The following is a 26,521-nucleotide window of genomic DNA, read 5'->3' as shown; positions in this document are numbered from 1 at the left end:
CGGGTGCGCCACAACCTGTCAACCGCCCTCGCCCAGCCGATGTGCGCTGTCTCACAAGCGATTTCGTTGCGACACACGAGAGCATTGCCACAGTTATTCCGATCGATTGATATTTGCCGCCATTCCGTTCGACACGACTGGGCAACGATCAGCTCGCCACGATCTTGATCGCGCTGCGCCACCGAGCAGCGCCGTGACAGACTTTCCGCACGCATCCAGATGTCCGGCTGTGTGTGCCAAGGGGAAGGACGTGACCGTGGAATTACTGGTCGCCGTGACCGCATCCGATGACGATGTCGAGGAATTGCATTCGCTGTACTCGGCCATCATCGAGGACGACGACATGCTTTCCGCGGGTAAGGGTGTCGTCCGCGGCGAACCCGGCGCGGACACCCTCGGCGCCGAGGAGATCATCCGGCTGGTGCTCGACTCCCCGGAACTGTGGACCGCGGTGTCAGCGTGCGTCACGGCCTGGTTGCAGATCCGCAAACCGAATCTCAAGCTGAAATTGACCACCCGCAACGGCCGTACCGCCGAGATCGACGCCAGTGGCGGCAAGGCCATCGACGAGGCGCAGGTTCGAGCGGCGCTGGAGATCGTCCGCGGGGCGCTCGATGAGGCTCCCTGACCCCGACGGCTCGTACGCGGTACTCATCGGGGCGGCGAAGTACGGCGCGGATTCCGGTTTCATCTCGTTCCCGTCGATCAAGCGGAGCATGGACGAGTTCGCGGAATTCCTCCGCAGCACAACGGGTTTGCAGAATGTCACGACCGTGCTCGACCCGCCCGACGGCGCGAGCTTCTCTACAGCGCTGACTGCCGCGAACGCGACAGACCTCCTGCTGTTCTACTACGTCGGCCACGGCGTGCCCGTCGACAACGAACTACATCTGACACACACTGGATCGCACGCCGACCACGCGGATTTCACGACGGTGCCGTACACCGCCATCCGCGCGAAGATCAAGGCCTCGCGTGCCCAGGTGAAGATCGTGATCCTCGACTGCTGTCACAGCGGCAAGGCTTTCGGCCGTGGTGTGCTCGCCGACGGCGCGAATGTCCTGGTGGAGGCAGCCGATATCGAGGGCACCTTCGTGCTGACCGCCACCGATGAGAAGAAGCGGTTCGCGGCGGCCAGCGATGACGCGGGGCGTACCGCGTTCACCGGCGCGCTGCTCGACGTGCTGCGAAGCGGCATCCCGAGCGCGGACCGGTACCTCACCATGTCCGCGATCTTCCATGAGCTACGGGCCCGATTGCCCGCGGCAAATCTGCCGAACCCCAAAGCGCTGGAACGCGGTACGGCCGCCGACCTCGCGTTGACACACAACGCGGCGTGGTCGGGCGATATAGCGACACCGGTACTGCCGGGCACCGAATCCACCGCGTACTTCGCGCAGATACGCGATATCGCGCCCTCGGATGAGATGATCGACCGCGCCGACGAAGTACGCGAACTCGCGGCGTTCTGCGACGGGGACGAGCGGTATCTGTGGTGGCGTGGTGAGCCGTGGACCGGCAAGACCACGTTCATGTCCTGGTTCGCGTTGAACCCACCCGAACATGTGCGAGTCGTCGCGTTCTTCATTACCTCCCGCATGGCCGCCCAGTCCGACCATGTGGCCTTCACCGATGCCGTCCTCGAACAGCTTTCGGCGCTACTGCCCGGCGAACGCGCCGCGGTCACCGCCGCCGTCGGCAATCGGGACGCGCTCCGCCGCCATCTGCTCGACCTCGCCGCACAGCGCGCGATCGAGTGCGGTAACCGCGTATTGCTCATGGTCGACGGATTGGACGAGGACCATGGCCAGCCGACAATCGCGTCGCTGCTACCGAAGAATCCGCCGCCCGGACTGCGGGTGGTCGTCGCCAGCCGCCCGAATCCGCCGATCCCCGATGATGTTTCGGACGGTCATCCGCTGCGCACCTGCCGACACCGCACACTCGAAAGCTATTCCCTGGCAGGCGATCACCGCCGAGCCGCCAAGCTGGAGCTGGCTCGTCTGCTGCATGAGTCCGACGACACCCGCAGGGTACTCGGGCTCCTCACAGCGGCGGGTGGTCTGACCGGGCCCGAACTCGTCGACCTGACCCAATTGCCGCCGTACTGGATAGAGGACCTGCTACGCGGCGTAACCGGACGCACGTTTCGGACGCGGACCAGCAGATTCGTGCCGGATCACATCAATCTGCTCGCGCACGAGACGCTACAGCGCGAGGCCGAAAAGGCATTGGGCCGCAAGCTGCTCGACGAATACCGCGACCAGATCCACCAGTGGGCGCGGCGATATCGAGCGCAGGGCTGGCCGGAGACGACGCCGACCTACCTGCTCACTCGCTACTTTGCGATGCTCAAGGACCAAGCCGACCTGACCAGGATGGCAGACATTGCGCTGGATGCCGCTCGGCACGACCGCATGCTGCATCTGACCGGTGGTGATATCGCGGCGCGCACCGAGATCGGGACCACGCAGGATCTCATTCTGGGACAAGCTGATTCCGATCTGCTCACAATGTGCCGGTTATCGATGCAACGGCTCCGCCTGGCCCGGCGCAGCGCGAATATTCCGGACCAGCTACCTCGCGCCTTCGCGTTACTCGGCGCGCACGACCGCGCGGAGAGTCTGGCCCGCAGTATCCCCGATCCGCAGCGCCAGGCCTCGGCCCTCATCGGCGTCATCGCCGTGTCCGCGGGGACGCCACGAATCGAGCGGATCCAGGTGATCGTGGAGTCGCTCATCCACCAAATAGCCGCTGCGCCCGAGCGCGACCGACTGCTCGCTGAGCTTGCCGGGGCGCTGATCGCCGCGGGCGCGGGCGACGCCGCCGAACTCGTCCTCTCGGATATCCGGGAGCCGATCAACCAGGTGCGCGCATTGACCGAACTCGTCCCCGCACGGCTTGCGGTCGGGCGCATCGACGACGCCGGCCGCGCCATGGAAGAGGCAGCGGCCCTTATCCCGCATATCGTTTCGATCGAGGAGCACGACTCGGCGACCGCGCTGATCGCACTTGCCCTTGCGGCAATGGGTGAGACCGGCCGCGCCGCTGACTGTGTGCGTGGCATCCGCAGCGCCGACCGGCGTGCACGGGCATGGGCGGACCTCGCGCCCGCGCTGCACCTCGCGCCCGCGCTGCGAACCAGCGACGTCGCCGCCGCGCGACAGGTCGTGGTCGAAGCCGTGCGCACCCTCGAATCCGTCGATGGTGGACAGCAACGCGCCGCGGTCGCGGCCGCCATCACCACACCGCTCGTCGCCGCCGGATTCATCCAGGACGCACGGCGCCTCGCCGAGATCGTTGAACCGGCGATCTCTGATGACGCCCCTGACTGGCTCGTCTCTGGTTTCGTCGAATATTTCGTCGCCGTCGGCGAATTCGATCGAACGGAAGCGATCGCGGACCAACTGGTCTCCCCTACCAGCCGCGCCGAAACACTGACGCTGCTGATCCCGGCGCTCGTGCGGCAAGATCGCCGTGACGAGGCCCGTCGCTTGGCTGATCAGGTCGAGGCACTCGCGCGTCGAACCGACGCCCCGCGCTACCTGGACACTGCCTTCGCCAATCTGGTCGCGGCGCTGATCACCGCAACCGACCTGACGACCGCGCAACTCGTCGCCGAACGAATCTCCTCGCCCGACCGGCAGGCCGGCGCGCTGGCCCGGGTGGCCGTCGCGATCGCGGCGGCCGGGCATACCGCTGCCGCTCGCCGATTGGCCGATCGGGCCGAGGCACTGCTCGATGCGATCACCGACGCCCACGACCACGCCATGAGCCTGGCCGATCTGGTCAGTTGCTTCGCGCGAATCGGCGCGACTGAGCATGCGCTCGGCTTGGCGGATCGGGTCCGATTACGTGCGAACGAGATAAACATATTGTGGCCCCGCCTACGAGTGCTCTCCCGCCTGGCGGCGGTCCTTCTCGATATCGGGGAGATCGATCGAGCGATTGCCGTGCCGCGCGGTGCCGGCGGTCTGTTCGAACAGGTGCAGATCCTCGGGGACCTCATGCGGTCGGTGCGCGACGGCGATGCCGCACGGCGCTTGGTCGCCGAGGCTGAAGCACTGAGCTGGCACGCCGACTACAGCGAAAAGATGATGATGCGAAGCGGCCTCGTCATCGCGATGGCGCGCGTCGGCGACTTCGACCGCGCCGTTGCCCTGGCAGAACAGATTTCCCTCAGTGCGCACCACCGCGAGCAGGCGTCCAGCAAACTCGTCGCGGTGCTTGCCGAGTCGGGTGATATCGCCCGCGCCGAAAGACTCGCGCGGAACTGCGCGCCGCGGGTCAGAGTCACGGCGCTGACCACCGTCGTGAACGCCTACGCGGCCGCTGGCGATCGGGCCGCGGCGCGTGCCCTACTGACGTTCACCGAGGGCATAGCCCAACGGATTACCTCGCAGCGTCTCCGGAACGGCTCGACCGCGGCACTCGTGGTAGCCGCGATCCGCATCGGCGATACCGAACACGCCGAGGCGCTGGCCCGCGCCGCGGATGGACCCGATGTGCGGGCGGAGGCGCTCACCCACCTGGCTCGCGAGATCGCCACCAGCAGTGACACTCTCGATGGGCCGCTCGCGGCGCGACTTCGCCAACTTCTCGCCGAGATCTGGAGCCTCGGCTCCTGGTACGAGTCCTTGGATATCCTCGCCCGCATCGACCCCGACCTGCTCGTAGCGATCGCCACCGAGGCCATGGCCCTCGATCCCCGGTAGCTCGATCAGGACTTTTGCGCCAATACGACGAAAATACCCATCCGGGACGGGTATTGGTGCCTCGCTCCGCGTGCCTACCGATCGACGGATAGAATCGGCCCGCCACGAGCTGAGTTCGGGCGATACCTGCGGCGTGAGCGACGGGCCGGGAGGCGGTAGCTTGCGTAACCACGGAGGACCCGGGAACGCCGCAATAGATGGGGAAGAAGGTACGGGATGGACCACGAGCAGGGCGGCGAATCGATCGGCGCAATGTTGTCGAGTCTCGCGACAACGCTACGTGAGGTGAGCAACAAGCTCGACGCGGTCGCCGCCCACGTGGACGACGACCGCAACCTGGCCGGCCGCTTGGCCAAGTTGGAGGCGTGGGCGTTCCGTACGGGGGAGGATGTTTCCAAGATCGGGAACCGGTTGGAGCAGGTCGAGACCGGTCCGTCGGATGAGGATCCGGCGCACGGTGAGCCAGAAAGCCGTCCCACACCCGTGAACCGTGAACGGCGTGAACCGATTCCGTCACGTCGCGACCGCCTCGACAACGTCAACGGGCACAGTGCCCGCCTGGAAACAGCTCCCGGTTCCAACGGCCGCCTCGAAGCCCCGACCGGACCGCACGCCCGCCTCGAAGCCCCGACCGCGCGCAACAACCGTGCCGAATCCGCGACCTCCCGCAACGACCGCTCGGACACCACGACCGGACACCACGAAGCCGCACCCGGACGCAACAACGGCCTGGAAACAACCACCCGTACCGAAACCCTGTCCGGGCGAAACGACCGCCTCGCGCCGCCCGACGAAACCACGAGCATCCCGACGCGCCCCACCCACACAGAGTTCACCGCGCCGATCGCTCGCACCGAACACCTCGAACCCTTCGGGCCCGCAACGCCGAACGAGCCCGTCTCGCTACCGTCTCGCACCCCGCAGCCCGTGCCTCCCGCCGTCCCCCCGACCTATCACAGCGAACCTCTCGCCACGCCCATTACCCACAGCGAACCCCTGGTCGCCCCCGCCACCCGCAGCGAATGGCTCGACTCGGCGACGCCCGGCAACACCGAATCGGCCGCGCCCACCTACACCAACCGCCTCGAACCCCCGACCCCGACAACCGGCGACCGGCTCGACTACGGCTCGCTCGGCTCGAGCAACGGCCGCCTCGAACCACTCACCTCCCCACCCCGCAACGGGTACGAATCCCCCACGCCCCGCACCGATTCCGGCATGACCACGGCCCGCGCCGAGGACAACGGCACACTCGCCCCTGGCGCCCACCGCGCCAGCACCGGCGAGGACACCTCCCACGTCGACAAACTGCAGGCCATGCTCGACGAACTCAAGCGCAATCCGAACGGCCCCTTCGGCCGCCCCGAACCGACCACCTCGGTCAGCGAACTGCCCGGCGTAGACCCGAATTTCGCCGTCCGCACCGAGGGCTGAGAGCCGCTCCAACACCCGCGACTCTCCCGCACATTCGCGGCCGCGCCCCCATGCCGCGGCGGCTACGTCCCCACGAGATAGCGGCTGCCCCCCTACGTCGCAGCGGCACCCCCCTTTGGCGCTCCAGGTGCGAGGCTGTCACAAGCGATATGCGCACCGGTGCAGGGCATGCCGCCACTAACGTGACTGCTGTAGCCCGGTGAGGGTGGCCCGGATCAAGTCGCGCAGCCACCGATGTCCATTGTCGGCGGTATTGCGCGGATGCCATGCCATCGCGACCGCGACTTCGGGTAGTGGTAGGGGAATTTCGAAGGCGCGCAGGCCCAATGCGGTGCGGGTCGTCGCGGTGAGGGCCGCGGGGGCGGGGCAGATGAGGTCGCCGGAGCGGACCGCAAGCAGTGCGGCGGTCAGGTTGGGGGCGGTGGCCACCACGCGGCGGGTGCGGCCGTGCAGGGCCAGGCGGTCATCGATCGGGCCGCGGGCGCGGCCGCGGCCCGAGATGCCGAGGTGGGCGGCCGCGGCGAAGCGCGCCACCGTGACGCGGTCGGTGATCAGCGGATGATCCGGTGCGGCAACGCCGATCACACGGTCGCGGAGTACGCGCTGCACGATGGTCTCCGGATCCGTGTGGTCGATCACGCCGACCTCGATATCGACGCGGCCGTCACGGAGTGCGGCGGTGCCCTCCGGACTGTCCGGGAGCAAGTGCAGCGTCACACCGGGCGCCTGCGCACGGACGGCGGCCAGCAGCGGCGTTGTCAACTCGCCGAGCACCATATCGCCCGCCTGCACCGCGAAACTGCGCTTCAATGTGGTCGGGTCGAGCGCGCCGCGCGGGGTGAGCAGCGTCCGGCTCTGCTCCACCAAAACGCTCACCTCGTAACGCAGTTCGAGCGCGCGGGGCGTGGGTACCAGTGCGCGGCCCGCGCGCACCAGCAGCGGATCGCCGAGCACGCGACGCAGCCGGGCCAGTGTCCGGCTCATCGCGGGCGCCGAGGTGTGCAGATGCTCGGCGGCTTGCGTGACGCTGTTGGTCTCCAGCAGCGCATCCAGAGCAACCAGCAGATTCATATCCAGGGCGTCCACTCCTGGATTATCCAGAATGAAATGACCGATACCCAACATTGCATCGGCGATAATCCGGCGCGCCTTCATCCGTTGCCCGAGGCGGCACCATCCAACCCGATCTTCGAACTCCCACACGGCAGGACAGCACGTCCATGTCCACACGCGCGGCGCTCGACCACAGCGATCGGACCCTGAACTCTTCGACATCGAAACGCACACTCGCACTGCGCAAATCGACGGACGGCAACGGACTGTGTTTCGATCCCACGTCCGCGGCTGCTGCACACCGACCACGCCTTCCGCTCGGGTCACGGGTGCGCCAACGAGACCAGGAGCCGACGAGATCACCGTCGTCGCCCACGCGATCGTCGACGTCATCACTACCGCACCCCGAAGCCGCACCGCCGGTGCGTCCGGACCCGCGGCCGGAGCGCCGAACGTTGGCGTGGGACGGCCTCAGGCCGTCCTGGCGCATTGCTGGCAATCGACCTTTGCGGCGGATGCAGAAGGATCCTGGCCGACACAGCAGTTCCGGGCCGCAATCACTCCCGACGGAAAGAGCCGTCCTGGGACGGAACTCTCGGATTCGTAACCAACCCGCACTTGCGAACCGTGACCGATACCGAAATATGCGCAGTCACCGCAACCTGTGAAGTCGACCACCTGGTCGGTGACCGACCGACCCTCAGCGCTCGTTCCGGCCCGACCTCACGGTGTGTGCTGTTTTGCGGATACCTGCGTCGGCGCTTCCGGCGCCGCGGTCACCACCGCACCCTTCGATCGATCCGCGAGCCCCCGGTACGAGGACGGCCGGATCGTGCGGAACCATTGTGCCGCACGGGTTCTGCGGGGCAAACGGAACTTCAGGTCGGCGAGCATCTCGTCGAGGTTGTGGATGGAGAACGGGGTGATCGCGGTACCGTGCGCGTGGTGGCCGCCGGTGCGCTCGGCCATCCAGCGCAACCGCTCGTCGACCTGCGCGGCCATCTCCTCGTACGTCGGCAGGGCGAGACGCCCCCGCAGCAGCGCGGCGGTCCAATGCGCGCCGACCTCGGCGCTCAGCGCGCTGACAACCGAGGAGTTGTAGCCGATGAAACTCAGATTCGGGACGCCGATGGGCAGGATCTGCCGGTGCAGCCGGAAATTGCCTTCGTCATCGGTGAGCTGACGCTGCACATATGGCGTGAGGAACGGCACCCGCTGGTGGAACCCGGTGGCGCAGACGACGATATCGGCCTGCAGGGTCGCACCGTTGGACAGTTGCACGGCCGGGCCCTGCTGGTTCGCGAACATCTCGGTGATGGTGCTGTCGCGGTGCACCGTGATCAGCCCCATACCCACACGCTCGAAGAAGTCCTCGGTGACCAGGCTGACGGTGCTCTGCGCGATCTCCTCGAAGCGCCCCTCCGGCACCAGACCGAGCTCGCGCAGATGCGACTTCTTGGTGGCGAGTTCCTGGATCACATCGAAGTTGCTGTCCCGGAAGGTATGCCCGGAACCGTGCAGGAACCGCTCGATCCGATTCAGCTGCTGATAGCGGAAGTGCGCCTCGCCGAACCGGGTCAGCATCATGCGCTCGTAGTTCAGCCCACGAGCCAGTTTGCGCGGCATCTTCCACATCAGCCTGCGGGCGACCACATCCGTCGAGGCCGCGACATGGCTGATCGCCTCGGCGATATCGCAGGCCGACTTGCCGTAGCCGACGACCACGACGGATTTGCCGCGCGCCCACTCGACATCGAGAAACTCCGACGCGTGGCCGACCTGCCCGCCCGCCAGCCGGAACCGGTCGACGCCGGGGTAATCGGGCACCGCGGGCTCGCTGAACACACCGTTGGCGATGACCAGATGGTCGCAGGAGGTGCGGTGGATGCCGATGTGGTCGCGGATCTCCAGCAGCCAGCCGCTGTCCACCGGATCGGCGGCGACCACTTCGGTGCCCAGGCGCAGGCTCTCACCGAAGCCGTGGTGACGGACATAGCCGTCGAGGTATTCCTGCATCTGCTGCCCGTCGGGCACGCGCGGATAGTCCTCGGGCATCGGGAAGTCGGAGAAGTGATAGGTGTGTTTGCTGTTCTGTGCGCGCAGGCCGGGGTACCGGCGTGTCGCACTCCACACTCCACCGACGTCCGGGGCCCGGTCGAATACCTCGACCGGAAACCCCTCCTTGCGCAACACCTTCGCGCAGGCGAGGCCTGCGATGCCCGCACCTACGATCGCGATGCGGTTCCCGCTCGTCATGGGACGGAGATTACGTCGCTCGCGCGAATGCGGCAAAGCCTCGGTGCGATTTCACGAACCTTAACGGGGAGTGACTAGAATCCTGGCCTTGCCGCGCGGGACGGTGGTGATATTGCGCACCCGTCCGCGTTCGGGTTTCGCGCCCGCTGGCGCGGCCAGGCGATAGCGGGACAGGATCTCGCGCAGCACGGTTGTGCCCTCCATCAGCGAGAATCCGGCGCCGATACAGCGGCGCACCCCGCCGCCGAAGGGCAGCCAGGTATTCGGTTCGACCTCGCCGTCGGGGAAGCGTGACGGGCGGAAGGTCCAGGTGTCGGGATAGTTCTGCGGGCTGCGATGCGCCAGCAGAATCGAGCAGTTGACCACGGTGCCCGCGGGCAGGTCCCAGCCGCCGATGGTCATATCCCTGGTGAGTTTGCGGACCGCACCCGGAATGACCGTGCGCATCCGCATCGCCTCTTTCACGACGGCCTCGAGCGCCTTGTCGTCATGGATGCAGACCGCCTGGTATGCATCGCGCTGTACCTCCGGGTTGACGGACAGTTCGTACAGCGCCCAGGACAGCGCGGCGGCCGTGGTTTCGTGACCGGCGAGCAGCAGGGTGATGAGTTGGTCGCGCAGTTCGGCGTCGGTCAGTGGTGGTTCACTGTCGGTATCGCCGCCCGCCTGCAGCAGCCTCGATAGGACGTCGGTGCGTTCGGCGAGGTCGGATGCGGTGCGTCGGGCCGCGATCTCGGCGTACAGCAGGTCATCGATGGCGGCCATATTGTCGTGGAAGGACCTCCACGGCGGGTATTTCTGCAGCGCGGGCTTCATCAGGCCGATGTATTGCAGCGGGCCGATGGTGACGATGCGGCCGAGGCGCGGTGCGAGCGAAGCGCGCGTGCGTTCGTCGGTGACGCCGAAGACCACACGCATGATCACCTCGAGGGTGAGCGCGTTCATCCGGTCGAGGGTGATCACCGTCGAGCCGGGCCGCCAGCTGGCGACCTCCGTGGCCGCGATTTCCGCGACCAGATCGCGGTAGCCGCGAAGTGCCGCGCCATTGAATGCGGGCATGAGCAACCGGCGGGCCCTGGCGTGTTCGGCCTCGTCGGTCATCAGCACCGAATGTTCGCCCATGATGGGGCCGAGGATTTGGTTGCCTTCGCCCGCGTGCAGGTCGCGCGGGTCGCCAGCGAAGATCTCCTTGATGTGTTCGGGGCGGGTGAATATCACGAGATCGTCCGCGAACGGCGGCACGTGCACCGAGAAGACATCACCGTAGCGACGCCGCAGCGGCGGCAGCACCCGCGCGCGGTGGCGGATGTAGAGCAAGCCCTGCAGCAGCGCCGGAAGCGGCGGGCCGGGTGGATACGCCACAGTCATCGTCTCCTCCGCGTCCGGCGCCGGGCGCGCCGTTACGCCCGGTTCTACGCAATGTGCCACAGTTTCCGGGCGCGACGGAAGCCCCTGGGGCACAAGGCCTGATCAACGCAGGGCGGGCGTACCCGCCAATTCGACCGGAAGATCGTGCAGACCGCGGATGAGCATGCTCTCCCGCCAGCGCAATTCCCCGCCGTCCGCCGCAAGTCGCAGGTCCGGACAACGCTCGACCAGACGCGTGATGGCGATGCGCGCCTCCAACCGGGCCAAGCCAGCGCCGAGGCAGAAATGGATGCCGTGGCCGAAGGCCAGATGGCCGGAGGCGGGCCGCTGCGGATCGAAGTCGGCGGCGGAGCTGAAGTGCCGTTCGTCGTGGTTGGCCGAACTCAATGCGACGAGTACCATCTCGTCGGCGGGAATTTCGGTGTCGCCCAAAGTGAGCGGGGCGGTGGTGTAGCGCAGGGTCGCGATGTTCACCGGGCCGTCGTAGCGCAACATCTCCTCGATCAATGCGGGTACGTCCTCCGGATTGCCGTGCAGCGCACGGTAGCGCGCCGGATCCGACAGCAGGGCGAGCACGGTGTTGCCGATCAGGTTCACCGTGGTCTCGTGACCGGCGACCAGGATGAGGAACACCATCGAGATCAGCTCGTCATCGGTGAGGCGATCACCATCGGCACTGGCGGCGATCAGGTCCGAGATGAGATCCTCGCCCAACCCCTCGGCGCGGCGTTGCTCGATCAACCGCTCGAAGTAATCGGCGATGGCATCGGTCGCGTGCCGGATCTCGTCCTGGGTTGCCGTCGACAGTTCGACGATGATCCGCGACCATTCCCGGAACTCCGCGCGATCGGCCACCGGCACCCCGAGCAATTCGCAGATGACGGTGATGGGGAGCGGAAACGCGTACTCCGACAACAGATCCACGCGACCGACGTCATCCGCGGCCATCCGGTCGAGCAGTTCGTCGGCGATCGCACGTACACGGGGCGCGAGCGCTTCGATCCGGGCCGGCGCGAACGCGGGCACGACCAGTCGGCGCAGCCGCGCGTGTCCGGGCGGATCGGTATTCAACAGGTGGTAGCTGATCCGGGTATTCACCACGCCGACGCCGGTGTCATCGGCGGGCAGACCCCTGGCCCTGCGGCCCGCGTCGGTATGTGGGTCCTTGCGGATGGCCGGATGGCGCAGTACCTCGCGCGCGGCGTCCAGATCTACTACCAGCCAGGCGCGCACGCCGCTGCTCAACTCGATGGCGTGCACGGGGCCTTCGGTACGGAGCTCCGCATAGAAGGCGTACGGCGTACGAAAGAAGTCCTGCGGCAGCTTTTTCATTCGATCGGCCTCTCCCATTCGCGAGTTATCTTGCGCCCCTTCGATAGTGGCACGGGGCACTGGATTCGACCACTCGCGGGCGCTTACGGTAGCGGCGGAATCTGACCAAAGGATGACCGCCGTCGGTCGGTCGCGCGCACCACGTCCGACGAAAGGATGACCGTGGCCGCTTCGCTCGGCACGACGCCGGCCGGGCCGATACTCTCCGCAGATGGGACCGATTTCTCCTGTTCTGCGCGGTGCCCGGATCGCGAATTCGTTCGCATTCGGGTTGCAGGGCTTTTTCTTCGCCGTCGTACTCACCGAACTGCCCCAGCAGAAGGATCGCTTCGGGCTGTCCGACGGCCTGATCGCCGGTTCGGTAGTGCTGGTATCGATCCTCGCCGGGGTGGGCAGCGTAGCGGCCGAACAGGTGGCGACACGGTGGTCCAGCCGGGTCACGGTGCGGATCGGGCTGTTCGGGATCACGGTCACCGGATGTGCGATCGCCATGGCGCCGAATACGCCCGTCCTGCTGATCACGCTCGGGCTCTACGGGATCGCGGTAGGCATCGTCGACGCCAGCACGAATATGCAGGGTGTGTTCGTCCAGCACGGGTACGGGACGTTCATCCTGTCCTCGTTCTACGCGGCGTGGAGCGCGGGATCGATTATCGGCGCACTGTTCGTCTCCGCCTTCGAGGCCTTGGATGTCACGCTGCGCGAATCGCTGTTGACCGCGGCGGGGCTGGTTCTCGTGGTCGGGTTGGTGCTCGGTCCGCGCCTGCTCGGCGCACAGGAGGCCGAGGTCGGTCCTGCGGAGGTGGCTGAGAGCAAATCCGGAGCATCCGGGATGGTTCCGCTGCGCATGTACCTCGCCTTCGGAATCGCGGCCTCGCTCGTCTTCGCGATCGACCTCGCCGTCAGCAACTGGTCGGCGTTGTATCTGAAGGAAGATCTGCTGGCCAGCTCGTCCACCGCGGCGCTGGCGCTGGCCGTGTATCAGTGCGCGTCGCTGGCCGCGCGGTTCTCCGGGGATCGGTGGGTGCGGAGGCTGGGCGGACGCCGGGTGGTGCGTGTCGCGGGCACGATAGGCGTACTCGGCTTGGCCGTCGCGGTCACCGCACCAGGGCCCGCTGTCGCGATCGCGGGCTTTCTGATCGGCGGTTTCGGGACCGGCGTTGTCGCGCCGCTGTGCTTCAGCGAGGCCGGGCAGCTGACCAGCGGGCGCCAGCTCGACGCCCTCATCGCGCGCCTGAACCTGTTCAACTATGCGGGCACACTCGTCGGCGGCGGGCTGGTCGGCGCCATTGCCGCCGGGTTCGGACATCGAATCGGTTTCGTGATCCCCGTCGTGTTCATGGCAATCGTTATCGCACTCGCGCGTGTGTTCCATTCCCGTCCCGAACCGGATGAACTTTCCGCATCCAGCGAAGGGCATGCTGTACTGGACATATGAGCGAGCGAATCATGTGCCAGCGCGCGTTGCGCATGCCGGAGCCGAGCGCCGGCGAGGCGTAGGTATGAGCAACATCCCAGTCACCGTCGACCGGGCCGGATTATGGGACGCCGAGGCCCTCAGTGACGTTGCGGCCGCGACTTTTCCGCTCGCGTGCCCGCCGCACGCCACCCCCGACGATATCGAGATCTTCATATCCGAGGTGCTCTCCGGTGAGCGTTTCGGCGAGTACCTGACCGACCCTGCCCGGATCGTGCTCAAGGCGGTCACGAACGGCGATATCGTCGGCTACGCGATGTTGCACTACGGTGATCCGGCCGATCCCGAGGTCGCCAAGGCGGTCGACATGCGGCCGGTCGTCGAGATCAGCAAAATGTACGTGCTGCCGGGCCACCACGGGGCGGGGGTGTCGAAGGCGCTGATGAAAGCCTCGCTGGAGCGGGGCCGCGAGGACGGAGCGGTTGGCGTGTGGCTCGGCGTCAACCAGGAAAACGTGCGCGCCCAGCGGTTCTACCTCAAGCACGGGTTCGAGCGGGTCGGCACCAAAACCTTCCCCGTCGGCAGCCAACTGCATCACGACTTCGTCATGCGGCTGGTTTTCTGAGCTGACGTCAGTCCACGAACTCGACCAGCGCCGCATGGAAGGCCGGATCCACCACGGCCATCAGATGATCACCGGGGACCACCCGCAACGTTGCGTCGGGTAGCGCGGCCGCGAGCCGGTCCGGGTCGGCCGCGAACGGGTCCTTGTCGCCCGCCAGCACCAAACTGGGCATCGTGATGTCGGCCAAGGATTTGATCGGCTCCTCGTCCAGGCCGGTCGCGACCGCCTCGATGGCGTCGCGGTCGGCACGCACTGCATCGGCGAGAATCCGGAACATCATCGCGATCGGTGGCGCGCCCGCGCCATCACCACGCATGGCGGTGCGCAGATCGTCGATATCGAGGACGCGCCGGTCGACACCGCCGCAGTCCAGCACACCGGAGCCGATGCCGCCGACCGCCAGTTTCGCTACCCGCCGATCCGCACCCGCCACCAGCAGCGAGATGACTGCGCCCATCGAATAGCCCACCTGCACAACGCGATCGAAGCCGAGTTCGTCGTAGAGCGCGCTGACATCGCGCGCCATCCCCGCCCAGGTGTATCGGGCCGCGTCGTGCGGCTTCTCGGAACGGCCGTGCCCGCGCGCGTCCAGCGAGACCACGGTGCGCCCGGCGGCCTGCAGCGCGCCGACCACCCCGGTGCCCATCCAGTTGGCATTGGTATCGGCCACTACCCCGTGCTGCAAAACGACCGGGATGCCGTCGCCCTCCCACATGCGGTAGTTGAGTTCCAGTCCGTCCCAAGTCTTGAACTTCGCCATGTCCGGATCGTAGTGGCGCGATCCCCCGGGTTGACATGTTCTATTAGTTCAGTATCTACTGAACTCGTCAGTTCTTACGGAACACGCAGGAACTGTAACCCTGCCGAAGGAGCACCATGTCCACCGCCGCGATCCGTACCGAGGGCCTGACCAAGCACTACGGCAAGCATGTCGCGCTCACCGATCTGAACCTCGAAGTCGGCCGGGGCGAGGTGTTCGGGTTTCTCGGCCCCAACGGTGCGGGCAAATCCACCACCATCCGCATCCTGCTGGATCTGATCCGGCCCACCGCGGGCCGCGTCGAGGTGCTCGGCGTCGAGCCCCGGGTCGGCGGTGCGCAACTGCGCAAGCGCATCGGCTACCTGCCGGGCGAACTCGAGATAGAAGGCCGCAATACCGCGCGCGAGTTGCTCGGATTCCTGGCCGATCTGCGCGGCACCGTCGCCCCGAACCGGATCACCGACCTCGCCGAACTGCTCGATCTGGACCTGTCCAAGAAGGTCGGGGCGATGTCCAAGGGCAATAAGCAGAAGGTCGGCATCATCGCCGCCTTCATGCACGATCCGGACCTGCTGATCCTCGACGAACCCACCTCCGGCCTGGATCCGCTACTGCAGCAACGCTTCCTGGATCTGGTCACCGAGGCCAAGCACAACGGGCAGACGGTGTTCATGTCCTCGCACATCCTCAGCGAGGTGCAGCAGACCGCCGATCGTGCCGTCATCATGCGCGCAGGCCAACTGCTGGGCACCGAGAATGTCGAGGATCTGCGGCGCCGTTCGCCGCGTTCGGTCGAATTGGTCTTCGGCGAGGGCGTTTTCGCCGACGACTTCGCCGAGCTGCCCGGCGTGCGCGATCTGACCATCGAAGGAAATACCTTGCGCTGCACCACCGAAGGCGAGGTCGACGGCCTGTTCAAGACGGCCGCGAAGTACCCGCTGGTCAGCGTGCTGTCCACCGAACCGGATCTCGAGCAGATCTTCTTCAGCCGCTATGGCCGCTGATCCTCTCCCAACTGAATCGTTTATCGCACAGGAGAATTCGTCATGACTCGCTCGGTCTTCACCCAGACATTGAAGGAGCAGCGGCGCAGCCTGATCGGCTGGTCGATCGGCTTCGCCATCGTCCCGTTGATGTACCTGCCTTCCTACCAGTCGCTGAAGGAGCAGGGCTCGCTCGACATCAAGCAGAACAAGATGTACGACGCCATGGGCGTCAGCGATTTCGCCAGCGCCAGTGGATATTTGAATTCGACGGTGTACTCGCTGATGGGTCTGCTGCTGATGCTCATCTTCGCGGTCACCTTGGCCAGCCGTTCGGTGGCGCAGGAGGAGAACGGGATGCTGGATCTGCTCCTCGCACAACCGATCAACCGCGTGCACCTGCTGCTGCAGCGGTTCGCCGCACTGGCCGTGCAGACGGCGATCGCCACCACCGTGCTCACTCTGAGTGTCATCGTGGGAGCCGATAAGGGCGCGCTCGCCGTACCGGCCGGCAATATTCTGGCCGCGAGTGCGGGGCTCGGCCTGCTGGCACTGGTCGTCGGCACGATCACTCTGCTGGTCGGCGCGGCCACCGGAAGGCGTTCGGTGACACTGGGTTCGGCGTCGCTGGTCGCGGTGGCGGGCTACCTGGCCAATAATCTCGGCGGCGACTTCGTCCGCAAGCTGTCGCCCTTCTACTGGGCCAATGGCAGCTCGCCATTGGTGAACGGCTGGAACGGGATTCACCTGGTGGTGCTGGCCGTGGCGGCCGCCGCCGCGCTGGTGCTGGCGCTGGGTGCCTTCGACCGCCGCGACCTCGTGGTCTGACCGACCCCGCGGGGCGGGCCGACACGGCCCGCCCCGCTTACCCATATCTCCGATATCGAAGGGATACTCGACCGATGAGCAGCGTCGAAGAAGAGCAGACACCGGCACCCACCGCGGACCAGTTGGCCTTCGTCGAGGACATAGCGCTCGTATTCGAACGAATGGGCCTGGTCCGGATGGTCGGGCGGACCGTCGGCTGGCTGTTGATCTGCAATCCGCCGCAGCAGACCTTCGGCCAGATCGCCGACGCTCTACAGGCCTCCAAGGGATCCATCTCCAGCTCGCTGAAAACCCTGGTCGGCATGCGCTGGGTGGACAAGAGTTCCAAGCCCGGCGACCGCAAGGACTACTACTCGATCCGACCGGGCGTACTCGCGGACCTACAGCGCCAACAGGTCACCCAGTACGTCGACCTCACGGCCATGACCGAGCGCGGTCTCGCGCTGTTCGACGATCCCGACGGCGAACAGGCCGCCCGAGTCCGCGATATGCACGAATTCTTCCTCTTCATCCGCAGGGAGATTCCGGCCATGATCGATCGCTGGGACGCCGAGCACCCACACTGACAGGTCGAGCAGCCGAAATCAGGCCAGCATCTTCGCCTGCAATGCGGCGACATCGCTGGCGGACAACTGCAGACCGTCGCGGACATAGTTGTCGAAACTGCCGTAGGTCTGGTTCGCCTGGTCGAAGGCGGCATCCAGCCACGCGGCCGAGACGCCGTTGAACGGGTCGTTCGGACTGGCATTGCGGTACTGGTTGGACAGTAGGTAGTCCTGCGTCACGGTGTCGCGGTCGACGCCGAGGATCGTGAGCAGAACGGCCGAGGTCCAGCCGGTGCGATCCTTGCCCGCGGTGCAGTGGAAGAGTACGGCGCCGTCGGTGTCGATGATGTCGCGCAGTACGGAGGCGAAGGCCTGATTCGCGCCGGGTGCGGTGATGAACGCGCGGTACAGGTCGTCGCCACCGGTGAGCGTGGTGACCAGGGTCTGCGGCGGCGCCTGGCCGATGACGTCGTTCCAGTTCTCGACCGCGCCCGCGGGCACCCGATCCTTGGCGATGGTGCGCTCGTAGACGGTGCGCAAGTCATCGACGACGCTGACCTGGTGGTCGGTGAGCACGGCCAGATCGGCCGGTGTCGCGTTATTGAGCTGGCCGGTGCGGTACACCAACCCGGTGCGCACCCAGCGGCCGTCGGCGGTCCGGTAGCCGCCCGCGTCGCGGCCGTTCTGCACGCCCTGCAGGTTCAGCGAGCGATCGAAGGTGATGGGGTCGGCGACGGCGGTCGGCTCGGCCGAGGCGACGCTCATCGCCGGGCCGAAGGCGACGGCAAGCCCGGCAGCGAGCGCGACCGGAACGCGAATCGAGCGACGGACCATGACAAAGCTCCAATCATCGGTTCGAACAACTCCCCCTGTCATCGACTCGCAGCGATGACTCCTAGGCCGCGACCTCGAAACGCGACAGTGCCAGCAGACGCGAAATCGCGCGCAAGTACTTCTTGCGATATCCGCCGTCGAGCATCTCCTTGGAGAAGATCTCGTCCAGCTTCGCACCGGAAACCGTCACCGGAACGCTCGCGTCGTAGAGCCGGTCGGCCAGCACGACGATCCGCAGCGCGACTGCCTGATCGGTCACCGGATGCACATTCGAGATGAACACCGACGACACCCCGGAGATCAGTGCACCGTACTTTGACGGGTGCAGTGTGCTCAGGTGCTTCAGCAGCGCGTCGAACTCGTCGAGTGTGGAACCCGGTGTGGCAGTGGCCCGTTCGGTGAGCAGCTCGGGCGAGGTGGGTTCGGGCGCGGGCGGCAGATCGCGGTGCCGGTAGTCCGGGCCATCGACGCGGACGGCCTCGAAGATCGAGCCGAGCTTCTTGATCTCGCGCAGGAAGTCCTGGGCGGCGAAGCGGCCCTCGCCCAACTGGCCGGGCAGGGTGTTGGAGGTGGCGGCGATCGAGACGCCGCGCGCGGACAACTCGGTCAGCAGCCGCGAGACCAGCATGGTGTCGCCGGGATCGTCGAGTTCGAATTCGTCGATGCACAGCGCGCTGTTCACCGAAAGTCGCTCGACGGCATTGTTGAAGCCAAGTGCGCCAACGAGATTGGTGAGTTCGCCGAAGGTGCCGAAGGACTTCGGCGCGGGGGCGCTGTGGAAGATGGAGGCGAGCAGGTGGGTCTTGCCGACGCCGAAGCCGCCGTCGAGGTAGAGCCCGGCACCACTGATCTGCTTCTTCTTCCCGAACAGGCTCTTCTTATTGGCCGCCTGATGGATCTTGGCGACCTGCCCGGCGAAATCCTCGGCCTTGCCGACCGCGGCCGCCTGACTCGGCTCCTTCGGGTCCGGAATGTAGGAGGCGAAACTGACCTCGTCGAACATGGGCGGGGGCACCATCTGGGCGACCAATTGGTCCGCCGGAACCTCCGGATGGCGATCGACGAGGCGTTCTTGCATGGACGAAGCCTAATGACGTGGTGTGATCTTCCTTCATGCAGCGTATCCACAATGCGATCCAGCTCACAGGACTGAGCCGCGACGACCTGGCCGACCTGTACGCCTACCCCGCCGACCCCCAGGCTCCTTGGGTGCGCGCCAATTTCGTGGCCAGTATCGACGGATCCGCTACCAGCGGCAATCTCTCCGAAGGACTCGGTACCCCCGCCGACAAAACCGTCTTCACGATGTTGCGCGAACTGGCCGAGGTGATCGTGATCGGCGCGGGAACTGCGCGCGCGGAGAACTACGGTGGCGCACGGACCGATCCGCAGTTGCGGCGCGCCCTGTACGACCGCGGTATCGGCGGCCATCGTGACGGCGCACCGCCACCGATCGCGGTGGTCACCGCGAGCGCAGCGCTCGAACCGGGCGCACGACTGTTCACCGATACGGCCGTGCCGCCGATCATCATCACGACCGGCACTGCACCGCAGGAGCGCAAACAACAACTCGCCGATGCGGGCGCCCAGGTCATCGAGGCGGGAAGCGTCGCGATCACCCCGCAGGGACTGCTCAACGCACTCGACGATCTCGGACTGCGGCGCGTGCTGTGCGAGGGCGGACCGCATTTGTTCGGTGAGCTACTGGAGGCGGATGCGGTCGACGAACTGTGCGTCACCACCGCGCCGGTGCTCGTCGGCGGTACGGCCCGGCGAATATCACTGTCCGCGCACGAGTTCCGCAGGCCCATGGTGCGCAGGCACATCCTCCTGGACGACGACGGCACGATGCTGACCCGTTGGACTCGCCGATGACTTGTGTGCCAGCCGAATTCACCGACCACACGACACCTGCTCGCGGGCGGTTCCATCGGGCCGCGCTGCGCCGCATCTACGCCTGCTTTGTGAAACAAACGCACGAACCTGGCAGGCTGTAGCGCATGCGCTGGACTCGGGCCGTCGTGCTGGCCTCGACACTCTCGATCATGATCGCCGGATGCGGTGCGGGACCTTCCGATCGCCCCGGTGTTGCCGTCGAGCGCGCGCCCCAGGGCGGTGCTGGCCCGCACCCGACCACGGTCGTCGCGCCGCCGCCCGACGCCGGTGTCCCCAAAACCGATCTGACCTGGCGCGATTGCACCAAACCGACGCTCGACCTACTCGGTCTCGGTCCCGCGCCGTCCGGCCTGGTCCTGGACTGCGCCGAATACACCACGCCGATCGACTCGACCGGCGGCGTGCTCGGCAACTTCCGCACCGGCGCTATGCGGGCCCGGCTGCCGCAGACCCCGACCGATGTCGCGCCGCTGGTCATCACCTCGGGCGCGGACCGATCCTCCACCGCCACGCTGGCCGGGCTCGCGGTCGGCGCGGGTAGCGGGCTGCTGACCAGCCGCCCGATCGTCGCGGTGGACCGGCGTGGTCTCGGCACGTCGCAGCCGATCGACTGCATGACCGTCGAGGCGCGCCGCGGCCTGGCCGATAACGGGCAATTCGGACCGGGCGCAAGCGATCCCGTCGAGGCGGTGACCGGATACAGCCAGGACGCCACCATCGCCTGCCGCGATTTCCTGCAGCCCTATGAGGGCACCTTCGACGCACCGCACGCCGCCGACGACATCGAACAGCTGCGCAGGCAGTGGCAGGTCGACCGGATCGACCTGCTCGGTTCCGGCAACGGTGCGAAGGTCGCGCTCAGCTATGCGCGCAAGTTCGGCGACCATCTGGCGCGACTGGTCCTGGATTCGCCGGAGGCCGTCGGCGCCGACGCGGTCACCCGTGCCGAACAGCACGTCCAGGGTGCGGAGGCGGCCGTAACGGCATTCGCCCAACGCTGCACCGGAATCGGCTGCTCACTCGGCCCCGATCCGCGCGCCGCGATCATCGATCTCGTCCGCAAGGCAGGTAGTGGCGGACTCGGCGACATCTCGGCGAACGCGCTGCTGACGGGGCTGGCGGGATTCCTGGCCGGTCCGCGCGACCAATCCGCGCATATCGCCGAACTGGCCGACGCGCTCTCCGCGGCCGGACGCGGCGATCGCGGACCGCTCGGGACGCTGATCCAGCGCGAATCAGCCGCCACCGCGGCCGACGGTCAGTTCGTCAACCGCTGCACCGATAACCAGCTGCCACCGAGCCCGACCAAGGCGAAAGAGCTCGCGGACACCTGGGGCACGAAATATCCGGTCTTCGGCCGCTCGGCCGCGATCGGCATGATGGCGTGTGTCGCCTGGCCGGTCAGTGCCGCGCCACCACTGCCCGAGAAGCTGGACCTGCCCGTTCTGGTTCTCGGCGGGATCGCGGATCCGCTGGTCGGCGACGGCGGCCAGGCCTCGGTCACCGGTGCGCTCGGCGCCGCGGGCGCGCGCAAGGCCGCGATCTCCTGGCAGGGCTGGGGGCATCCGGTTTTCGCCCATTCCGGTTGTGCGCAACGGGCTCTTGTCGATTACCTGAAGGAGGCCAAGCTTCCCGCGGACGGCACCGCATGCCCCGCATGAGCGAGCGCGACGATGACACAGCCCCGTAGGGGTCCGACGGAGTCGAGCGACAGCGCGGCACCGTCAGAATCCCCTAACCTCGGCGCGCCAGGTAGGTCCCGGCAACCGTCGTGCGCGGATCCGGTGTACCGTGCCCCAGTGTTACTTCGACAGCTCGAGCCTCGCACCGCTCGCACCACCGCCGAGGTGATCAAGTTCGCACTCTGGCCGCTCGCGGTCATGACCGTGCTCAACCGGGTCTTCATCAAGGCCGTCAACGGGTTCATCACCGATGACTTCAAACCGGTCTACAACGCCTCGCTGGCATTCCTCAACCACCGACCGGTGTACACCGCGAACTACGACCTGGTGGATCCGCACTACCTGTATCCGCCGAGCGGCACCCTGCTGATCGCGCCGCTGGCGCTGATCGACCCGGAGAAGTCGCGCTGGTGCTTCATCCTGTTGAACGCCGCCGCCATCATCCTGGCCTGGTACCTGCTGCTCAAGCTGTTCAAGTTCACACTGTCGTCGATGGCGGCGCCGATCCTGCTGCTGGCCATGTTCAGCTCCGAAACCGTCATCAACACACTGGTCTTCACCAATGTGAACGGATGCGTGCTGCTGGCCGAGGTGGCCTTCATAATGCTGCTGCTCGGGCGGCGGGATCTGTGGGCCGGTGCGATATTGGGATTGAGCATCGCGGTAAAGCCGACGCTCGCGCCGCTGGTATTGATCGCGGCGGCCCGGGGGCAGTGGAAGGTCTTCTATACCGCCATCGGCGTTCCGCTGGCGCTCACCGCGATCGCCTGGCCGCTATCGGCCGATCCGGACAAATTCTTCACCAGGACCGCGCGCTACCTCTCCGACCCGCGTGACTACTTCAACAGCGCGATCGTCGGCAACGCTGCATACTATGGGCTGCCGCTGTGGCTGAGCTGGGGCATCCGCATTATGATGGGCGTACTGGTACTCATCTCGCTGTGGCTGCTGTACCGCTACTACCGCGACGATGAGCTGTTCTTCGTGACCACCGCCTCCGGCGTGCTGATGACCGCGGAGTTCCTGCTCAATTCGCTCGGGCAGATGTACTACTCGATGATGCTGTTCCCGCTGCTGATGTCGGTGGTGCTGCGCAATTCGGTGATGCGGAACTGGCCCGCGTGGCTGGCGGTATTCGGGTTCATGTCCTACGACAAGTGGCTCTCCGACCGCTGGCAGGGCCTGGGACGCAACGTGGAGTACCTGCGGATCACCTTCGGCTGGGGTTTGCTGCTCATCGTCATCGCCTGTGTGCTCGGCGACCGGTATCTGGCGGCGCGGCGCGAAGGTCGGCTGGCGTTCGGGCTCGATCCAGCGTGGATGCGCTCCGCGCCGGATGCGGTCGAGGAAGCACCGCGTCGGGTCGAAGCGGAGTCCACTGCACACGAAGACGATGTGGATAGCTCGGGCGTGAACGACGGGGATACCGAACGGTCTGAATTGCGGACCGAAAAGCCGGAGAGCGTGCTGAAGTAGGGCTAGTGGGCCGGAATCGGAGTTCCGGCTCCCACCGCAACAGGGCGGCATTGCCGTCGAAAACCTATTAGCGTGGAGCAATGAGTTCTGACGCCGACACCTCCCTGCCCGCACCACGCATCCAGCTGACCCCACAGGAGTGGAAGGCCAAGCTGAATCCGGAGGAGTACGCGGTGCTGCGACAGGCCGCGACCGAACGCCCGTTCATCGGCGAGTACACCGACACCAAGACCGAAGGCGTCTATGTGTGTCGGGCGTGCGGCGCCGAATTGTTCCGCAGCACCGAGAAATTCGACTCGCATTGTGGGTGGCCGTCGTTCTTCGACCCGACGGAATCCGACGCGGTCATCCTGCGCTCGGACGACACTCTCGGCATGCGCCGGGTCGAAGTGCTGTGCGCGAATTGCCACAGCCACCTCGGCCACGTCTTCGAGGGCGAGGGATACAACACGCCCACTGATAAGCGCTACTGCATCAACTCCATCGCCCTGCAACTGCACCCCTCGGGCAGTACAGCGGAGTAAATCAGCTGTTGCGCTCAGCGAAAAATACAGACTGACCGGCTTGTTGCGCATGCCCCGAAATACTGGGGCACGCCCAATCGGTCGGTATTTGCATTCCTGAGTGCCCAACGGCAGATCCACCATCACCCGGATGACGCCGAGCGTGCGCTGCCCCGAACCGCTGTCGAAGAATGCCTCACCCCAGGCATCGGGGGAGCCCGATGGCACTTGCGCCGATGAGGATGCCGAACCGGTGGGCGCATCCGCCGATAGCGACGCCGAACCCGGAGAGCGGATTCGGCGAAGCCGTCATCGACGGCGTCACCGGACAGATCCCTTCGGGCCCGCAGATGTCGACGGGATTGTCGAAGCCGTCCGCGCCACCCTCGAGGACCCGCTGGAGGTGCCCACGAGGGTGCGAATCCCGAGAGCCGGGGATCAGGGCAGGGCGGCGATGAGGTTTTCGATCTCTACGCGGGGGCCGGTGAAGAACGGGACTTCCTCGCGTACGTGCAGGCGGGCCTCGGTGGCGCGCAGATCGCGCATCAGGTCGACGATACGGTGCAGTTCCGGTGCCTCGAAGGCGAGGATCCACTCGTAGTCACCGAGTGCGAAGGAGCTCACGGTGTTGGCGCGCACATCCGGGTAGCCGCGCGCGGCCTTACCGTGTTCGGCGAGCATTTTGCGGCGCTCCTCATCGGGCAGCAGGTACCACTCGTAGGAGCGCACGAACGGGTACACGCAGATGTAGTTGCCCGGATCCTCACCGGCGAGGAACGCCGGGACATGGCTCTTATTGAATTCGGCTGGCCGGTGCAGCGCCACATTGCTCCACACCGGAGCGCTGGCCCGGCCGAGTTCGGTGGTGCGCCGGAAATCCGCGTACGCCGCCTGCAGATCCTCGACCCGCTCGGCATGCGACCAGATCATGAAGTCGGCATCGGCGCGCATCCCCGCGACGTCGTAGATGCCGCGCACCACGACATCACGTTCGGCGAGCCCATCGAAGAACGCTCTCGCCTCCTTGATGGCACCTTCACGGTCGTCCCCCAGCACCCCCGGCTGCACCTGGAACACCGAGAACATCAGGTAGCGAATGGTGGAATTGAGTGCTTGATAGTCGAGTCGCGCCATGATCCCTATCGTGCCACTGCGGTAGGCCGATGCCTGCGCGCGGGCCGTTGCGGCGACCGCCCCGTCGTCTGCTGAACGCTCAGCCACGTGGTCACCCGCTCGTCCCCGGCACCGACCGCAATCCCCGCGCTGCTGAACCGCGGCGGCCCCGCTCCGTGGCACGACTCGCGGTGCGGTGGTTCAGATCAGGGCACCTGCGATCCACTCGACCGCAGCCGCACTATGTGACGCTGCGCGAATCATGGTGTGGAAGTTCGGGTCAGGGTGCTGGCGATCCGGTGGGCGGCGGCGGTGCCGGAGGCGACGCAGGCGGGGACGCCGACGCCGTGGAGGTAGGCGCCCGCTAGTGCGAGGCCGTCGACACCGGCGGTGGCCGATTCGATTTCGGCTACTCGGTCGAGGTGGCCGGGGGCGTATTGAGCGAGGCCGCCGGGCCAGCGTTGCACCAGGGCGGCGGTCGGTGCGATGGTGACGCCGGTAACCGTGGCGAGGTCTTCGGTGGCGGCGGCGATCAGGTCCGCGTCGGACCAGGTTTGGCTGGAGTCGTCACCGAATTTGCCGAATGAGGCTCGTACCGCGGCGGTTTCGCGCTCGGCCAAGTGCGTCCACTTGCGGCTCGACAAGGTGAATGCCTTGGCGCGCAGGGGTTCTCCAGTGGCGACCAGGATGCCGGAGTTCTGTGGCAGCGCGGTGTCGCGCGGGAGGCCGAGGGCCACAACGACGGACGAGGACAGCTCGATGCCCGCGGCGGCCGATGCGGCGGCGGGGGCGAACGGGCGCAGTAGGTTCGCGGTCACCGGGGCGGGGGTGGCGAGCACCACCGCGTCGACCGCGCCGACCGGTTCGAGTACCCAACCGTGGGTTGCGCGCGCTAAACGGATGGCGACCGTCGCGGTGACGAACTCCGCCTCGGACTTCGCGGCCAACGCGTCCAGGAGCGGCCGATAGCCATCACGCAGTCCGCCGAAGACGGGTGCGTTCGAGGGCGGCGGCATCGCGGCGACGACCGCGTGGCTCAGGCTCGGCGCCCCGCTGTCGAGCACGGCAGCCAAGGACGGCAGGGCGGCGCGCACGCCGATGGAACGCGAACTGCCCGCGTAGACACCGCCGAGCAGCGGATCGACGCTGCGTTCGGCGACCTGCACGCCGAAACGGTCGGCGACCAGGCTGTGGACGTCGATATCGGCGTCCGGGTACCAGGCCAGCGGCCGCCGCGATTCGGTGCCGATCCGCTCGAGCGTTTCGGCATCGACCAGTCCGCGCATCGACTCGGCATTCGACGGAATCCCCATCAGCGTGCGTTCCGGCAGCGGATGCGCACGGCCCTGCGACCAGACCAGCGGCCGCAATCCCGCCGGCACCACCAACTGCGATTCGAGCCCGAGTTCCCGCAGCAGTTCCGGCACCTCCGGCCGCCGCCCGACGAACGCCTCCGCCCCGAGATCCAAAGGCTCCCCGGCCAATTCGCCGGTATAGAGAATCCCGCCGAGCCGTGCGGCCCGATCGAGGACCACGATCTCCGCATCCCCACCCAACAGCACCCGTAACCGGTACGCCGCGACGAGCCCGCTGATGCCGCCCCCGACTACCGCGATTCTCATGCCGCGACGGTAGCCCTCCCCAGGATCCGCACCGACCACGCCCCTCGCCTTCGTGACCGAGCGCACGATCGACACCGGC

The 26,521-nt window shown here is 66.7% G+C and carries 21 protein-coding genes; 12 read left to right on the top strand and 9 right to left on the bottom strand.

The genetic code is table 11. From position 1 onward, the window contains the following. The first annotated feature begins 250 nt into the window (after positions 1-250). The 3 genes from ACQP1G_RS15105 to ACQP1G_RS15095 all read left to right on the top strand — a co-directional run bounded on the left by ACQP1G_RS15105 (position 251) and on the right by ACQP1G_RS15095 (position 6,149). Complete coding sequence (locus tag ACQP1G_RS15105) at positions 251-628, top strand: effector-associated constant component EACC1 (RefSeq protein ID WP_433203990.1); 378 nt, start codon at positions 251-253, stop codon at positions 626-628. Further along, the gene (locus tag ACQP1G_RS15100; protein WP_433203987.1) at positions 615-4,715 is read left to right on the top strand and encodes a caspase, EACC1-associated type; all 4,101 of its coding nucleotides are present in this window, start codon (positions 615-617) and stop codon (positions 4,713-4,715) included. The genes ACQP1G_RS15105 and ACQP1G_RS15100 overlap by 14 nt, the downstream gene beginning before the upstream one ends. A gap of 216 nt (positions 4,716-4,931) precedes the next feature. Further along, complete coding sequence (locus tag ACQP1G_RS15095) at positions 4,932-6,149, top strand: hypothetical protein (protein WP_433203984.1); 1,218 nt, start codon at positions 4,932-4,934, stop codon at positions 6,147-6,149. 177 nt (positions 6,150-6,326) lie between these two features. Here ACQP1G_RS15095 and ACQP1G_RS15090 read toward each other — a convergent pair whose 3' ends face one another. The 4 genes from ACQP1G_RS15090 to ACQP1G_RS15075 form a co-directional block, all read right to left on the bottom strand. Next, on the bottom strand, positions 6,327-7,274 hold the full coding sequence (locus tag ACQP1G_RS15090) for a LysR family transcriptional regulator (protein ID WP_433203981.1): 948 nt from the start codon (positions 7,272-7,274) through the stop codon (positions 6,327-6,329). Between the two features lie 651 nt (positions 7,275-7,925). Then, positions 7,926-9,458, bottom strand: a complete 1,533-nt coding sequence (locus ACQP1G_RS15085; RefSeq protein WP_433203978.1) for a flavin-containing monooxygenase — start codon at positions 9,456-9,458, stop codon at positions 7,926-7,928. Between the two features lie 60 nt (positions 9,459-9,518). Next, on the bottom strand, positions 9,519-10,826 hold the full coding sequence (locus ACQP1G_RS15080; RefSeq protein ID WP_433203975.1) for a cytochrome P450: 1,308 nt from the start codon (positions 10,824-10,826) through the stop codon (positions 9,519-9,521). A 102-nt stretch (positions 10,827-10,928) separates the two neighbouring features. Continuing rightward, positions 10,929-12,158 (bottom strand): cytochrome P450 family protein, encoded by a 1,230-nt coding sequence (locus ACQP1G_RS15075; RefSeq protein WP_433203972.1) that lies wholly within the window; start codon positions 12,156-12,158, stop codon positions 10,929-10,931. A gap of 211 nt (positions 12,159-12,369) precedes the next feature. Between ACQP1G_RS15075 and ACQP1G_RS15070 the strand changes: the two genes are divergently transcribed. After that, positions 12,370-13,596 (top strand): MFS transporter, encoded by a 1,227-nt coding sequence (locus tag ACQP1G_RS15070; protein WP_433203969.1) that lies wholly within the window; start codon positions 12,370-12,372, stop codon positions 13,594-13,596. A 64-nt stretch (positions 13,597-13,660) separates the two neighbouring features. After that, positions 13,661-14,200 (top strand): GNAT family N-acetyltransferase, encoded by a 540-nt coding sequence (locus ACQP1G_RS15065; protein ID WP_433203966.1) that lies wholly within the window; start codon positions 13,661-13,663, stop codon positions 14,198-14,200. A 7-nt stretch (positions 14,201-14,207) separates the two neighbouring features. Here the strand turns inward: ACQP1G_RS15065 and ACQP1G_RS15060 are convergent, their stop codons facing one another. Further along, positions 14,208-14,960: an alpha/beta fold hydrolase gene (locus ACQP1G_RS15060; RefSeq protein WP_433203963.1), complete on the bottom strand. Its 753-nt coding sequence runs from the start codon at positions 14,958-14,960 to the stop codon at positions 14,208-14,210. A gap of 116 nt (positions 14,961-15,076) precedes the next feature. On the opposite strand from ACQP1G_RS15060, the gene ACQP1G_RS15055 reads away from it, so the two are divergent. The 3 genes from ACQP1G_RS15055 (at position 15,077) to ACQP1G_RS15045 (ending at position 17,337) form a co-directional block, all read left to right on the top strand. Further along, the gene (locus ACQP1G_RS15055; RefSeq protein ID WP_433203960.1) at positions 15,077-15,964 is read left to right on the top strand and encodes an ABC transporter ATP-binding protein; all 888 of its coding nucleotides are present in this window, start codon (positions 15,077-15,079) and stop codon (positions 15,962-15,964) included. A 42-nt stretch (positions 15,965-16,006) separates the two neighbouring features. Then, the gene (locus tag ACQP1G_RS15050; protein ID WP_433203957.1) at positions 16,007-16,771 is read left to right on the top strand and encodes an ABC transporter permease subunit; all 765 of its coding nucleotides are present in this window, start codon (positions 16,007-16,009) and stop codon (positions 16,769-16,771) included. 74 nt (positions 16,772-16,845) lie between these two features. Next, the gene (locus ACQP1G_RS15045; protein ID WP_433203954.1) at positions 16,846-17,337 is read left to right on the top strand and encodes a GbsR/MarR family transcriptional regulator; all 492 of its coding nucleotides are present in this window, start codon (positions 16,846-16,848) and stop codon (positions 17,335-17,337) included. An 18-nt stretch (positions 17,338-17,355) separates the two neighbouring features. Here the strand turns inward: ACQP1G_RS15045 and ACQP1G_RS15040 are convergent, their stop codons facing one another. Together ACQP1G_RS15040 and zapE are read right to left on the bottom strand one after the other, a co-directional pair. Beyond that, the gene (locus ACQP1G_RS15040; protein WP_433203951.1) at positions 17,356-18,150 is read right to left on the bottom strand and encodes a tyrosine-protein phosphatase; all 795 of its coding nucleotides are present in this window, start codon (positions 18,148-18,150) and stop codon (positions 17,356-17,358) included. A 61-nt stretch (positions 18,151-18,211) separates the two neighbouring features. Beyond that, positions 18,212-19,228 (bottom strand): cell division protein ZapE, encoded by a 1,017-nt coding sequence (gene zapE, locus ACQP1G_RS15035; RefSeq protein WP_433203948.1) that lies wholly within the window; start codon positions 19,226-19,228, stop codon positions 18,212-18,214. Between the two features lie 35 nt (positions 19,229-19,263). Between zapE and ACQP1G_RS15030 the strand changes: the two genes are divergently transcribed. The 4 genes from ACQP1G_RS15030 (at position 19,264) to msrB (ending at position 23,728) form a co-directional block, all read left to right on the top strand. After that, entirely contained in the window at positions 19,264-20,025 is a 762-nt protein-coding gene (locus ACQP1G_RS15030) for a pyrimidine reductase family protein (protein ID WP_433203945.1), read from the top strand. A 125-nt stretch (positions 20,026-20,150) separates the two neighbouring features. After that, complete coding sequence (locus ACQP1G_RS15025) at positions 20,151-21,707, top strand: alpha/beta hydrolase (RefSeq protein ID WP_433203942.1); 1,557 nt, start codon at positions 20,151-20,153, stop codon at positions 21,705-21,707. A 123-nt stretch (positions 21,708-21,830) separates the two neighbouring features. After that, the gene (locus ACQP1G_RS15020; protein WP_433203939.1) at positions 21,831-23,204 is read left to right on the top strand and encodes a glycosyltransferase family 87 protein; all 1,374 of its coding nucleotides are present in this window, start codon (positions 21,831-21,833) and stop codon (positions 23,202-23,204) included. 80 nt (positions 23,205-23,284) lie between these two features. Further along, positions 23,285-23,728 carry a peptide-methionine (R)-S-oxide reductase MsrB gene (msrB, locus tag ACQP1G_RS15015; protein WP_433203936.1) on the top strand — a complete coding sequence of 148 codons (444 nt, stop codon included), beginning with the start codon at positions 23,285-23,287 and terminating at the stop codon, positions 23,726-23,728. Between the two features lie 417 nt (positions 23,729-24,145). On the opposite strand, the gene hemQ is transcribed toward msrB, so the two are convergent. Beyond that, on the bottom strand, positions 24,146-24,841 hold the full coding sequence (gene hemQ / locus ACQP1G_RS15010) for a hydrogen peroxide-dependent heme synthase (protein ID WP_433208528.1): 696 nt from the start codon (positions 24,839-24,841) through the stop codon (positions 24,146-24,148). A gap of 239 nt (positions 24,842-25,080) precedes the next feature. After that, positions 25,081-26,442: a protoporphyrinogen oxidase gene (locus ACQP1G_RS15005; RefSeq protein ID WP_433203933.1), complete on the bottom strand. Its 1,362-nt coding sequence runs from the start codon at positions 26,440-26,442 to the stop codon at positions 25,081-25,083. Positions 26,443-26,521 lie beyond the last annotated feature (79 nt).

The organism is Nocardia sp. CA-107356 (assembly GCF_050946365.1).
Classification (GTDB): Bacteria; Actinomycetota; Actinomycetes; order Mycobacteriales; family Mycobacteriaceae; genus Nocardia.
The sequence above is the reverse complement of the archived record's forward strand: the minus strand, read 5'-3'. Positions and strand labels throughout refer to the sequence as shown.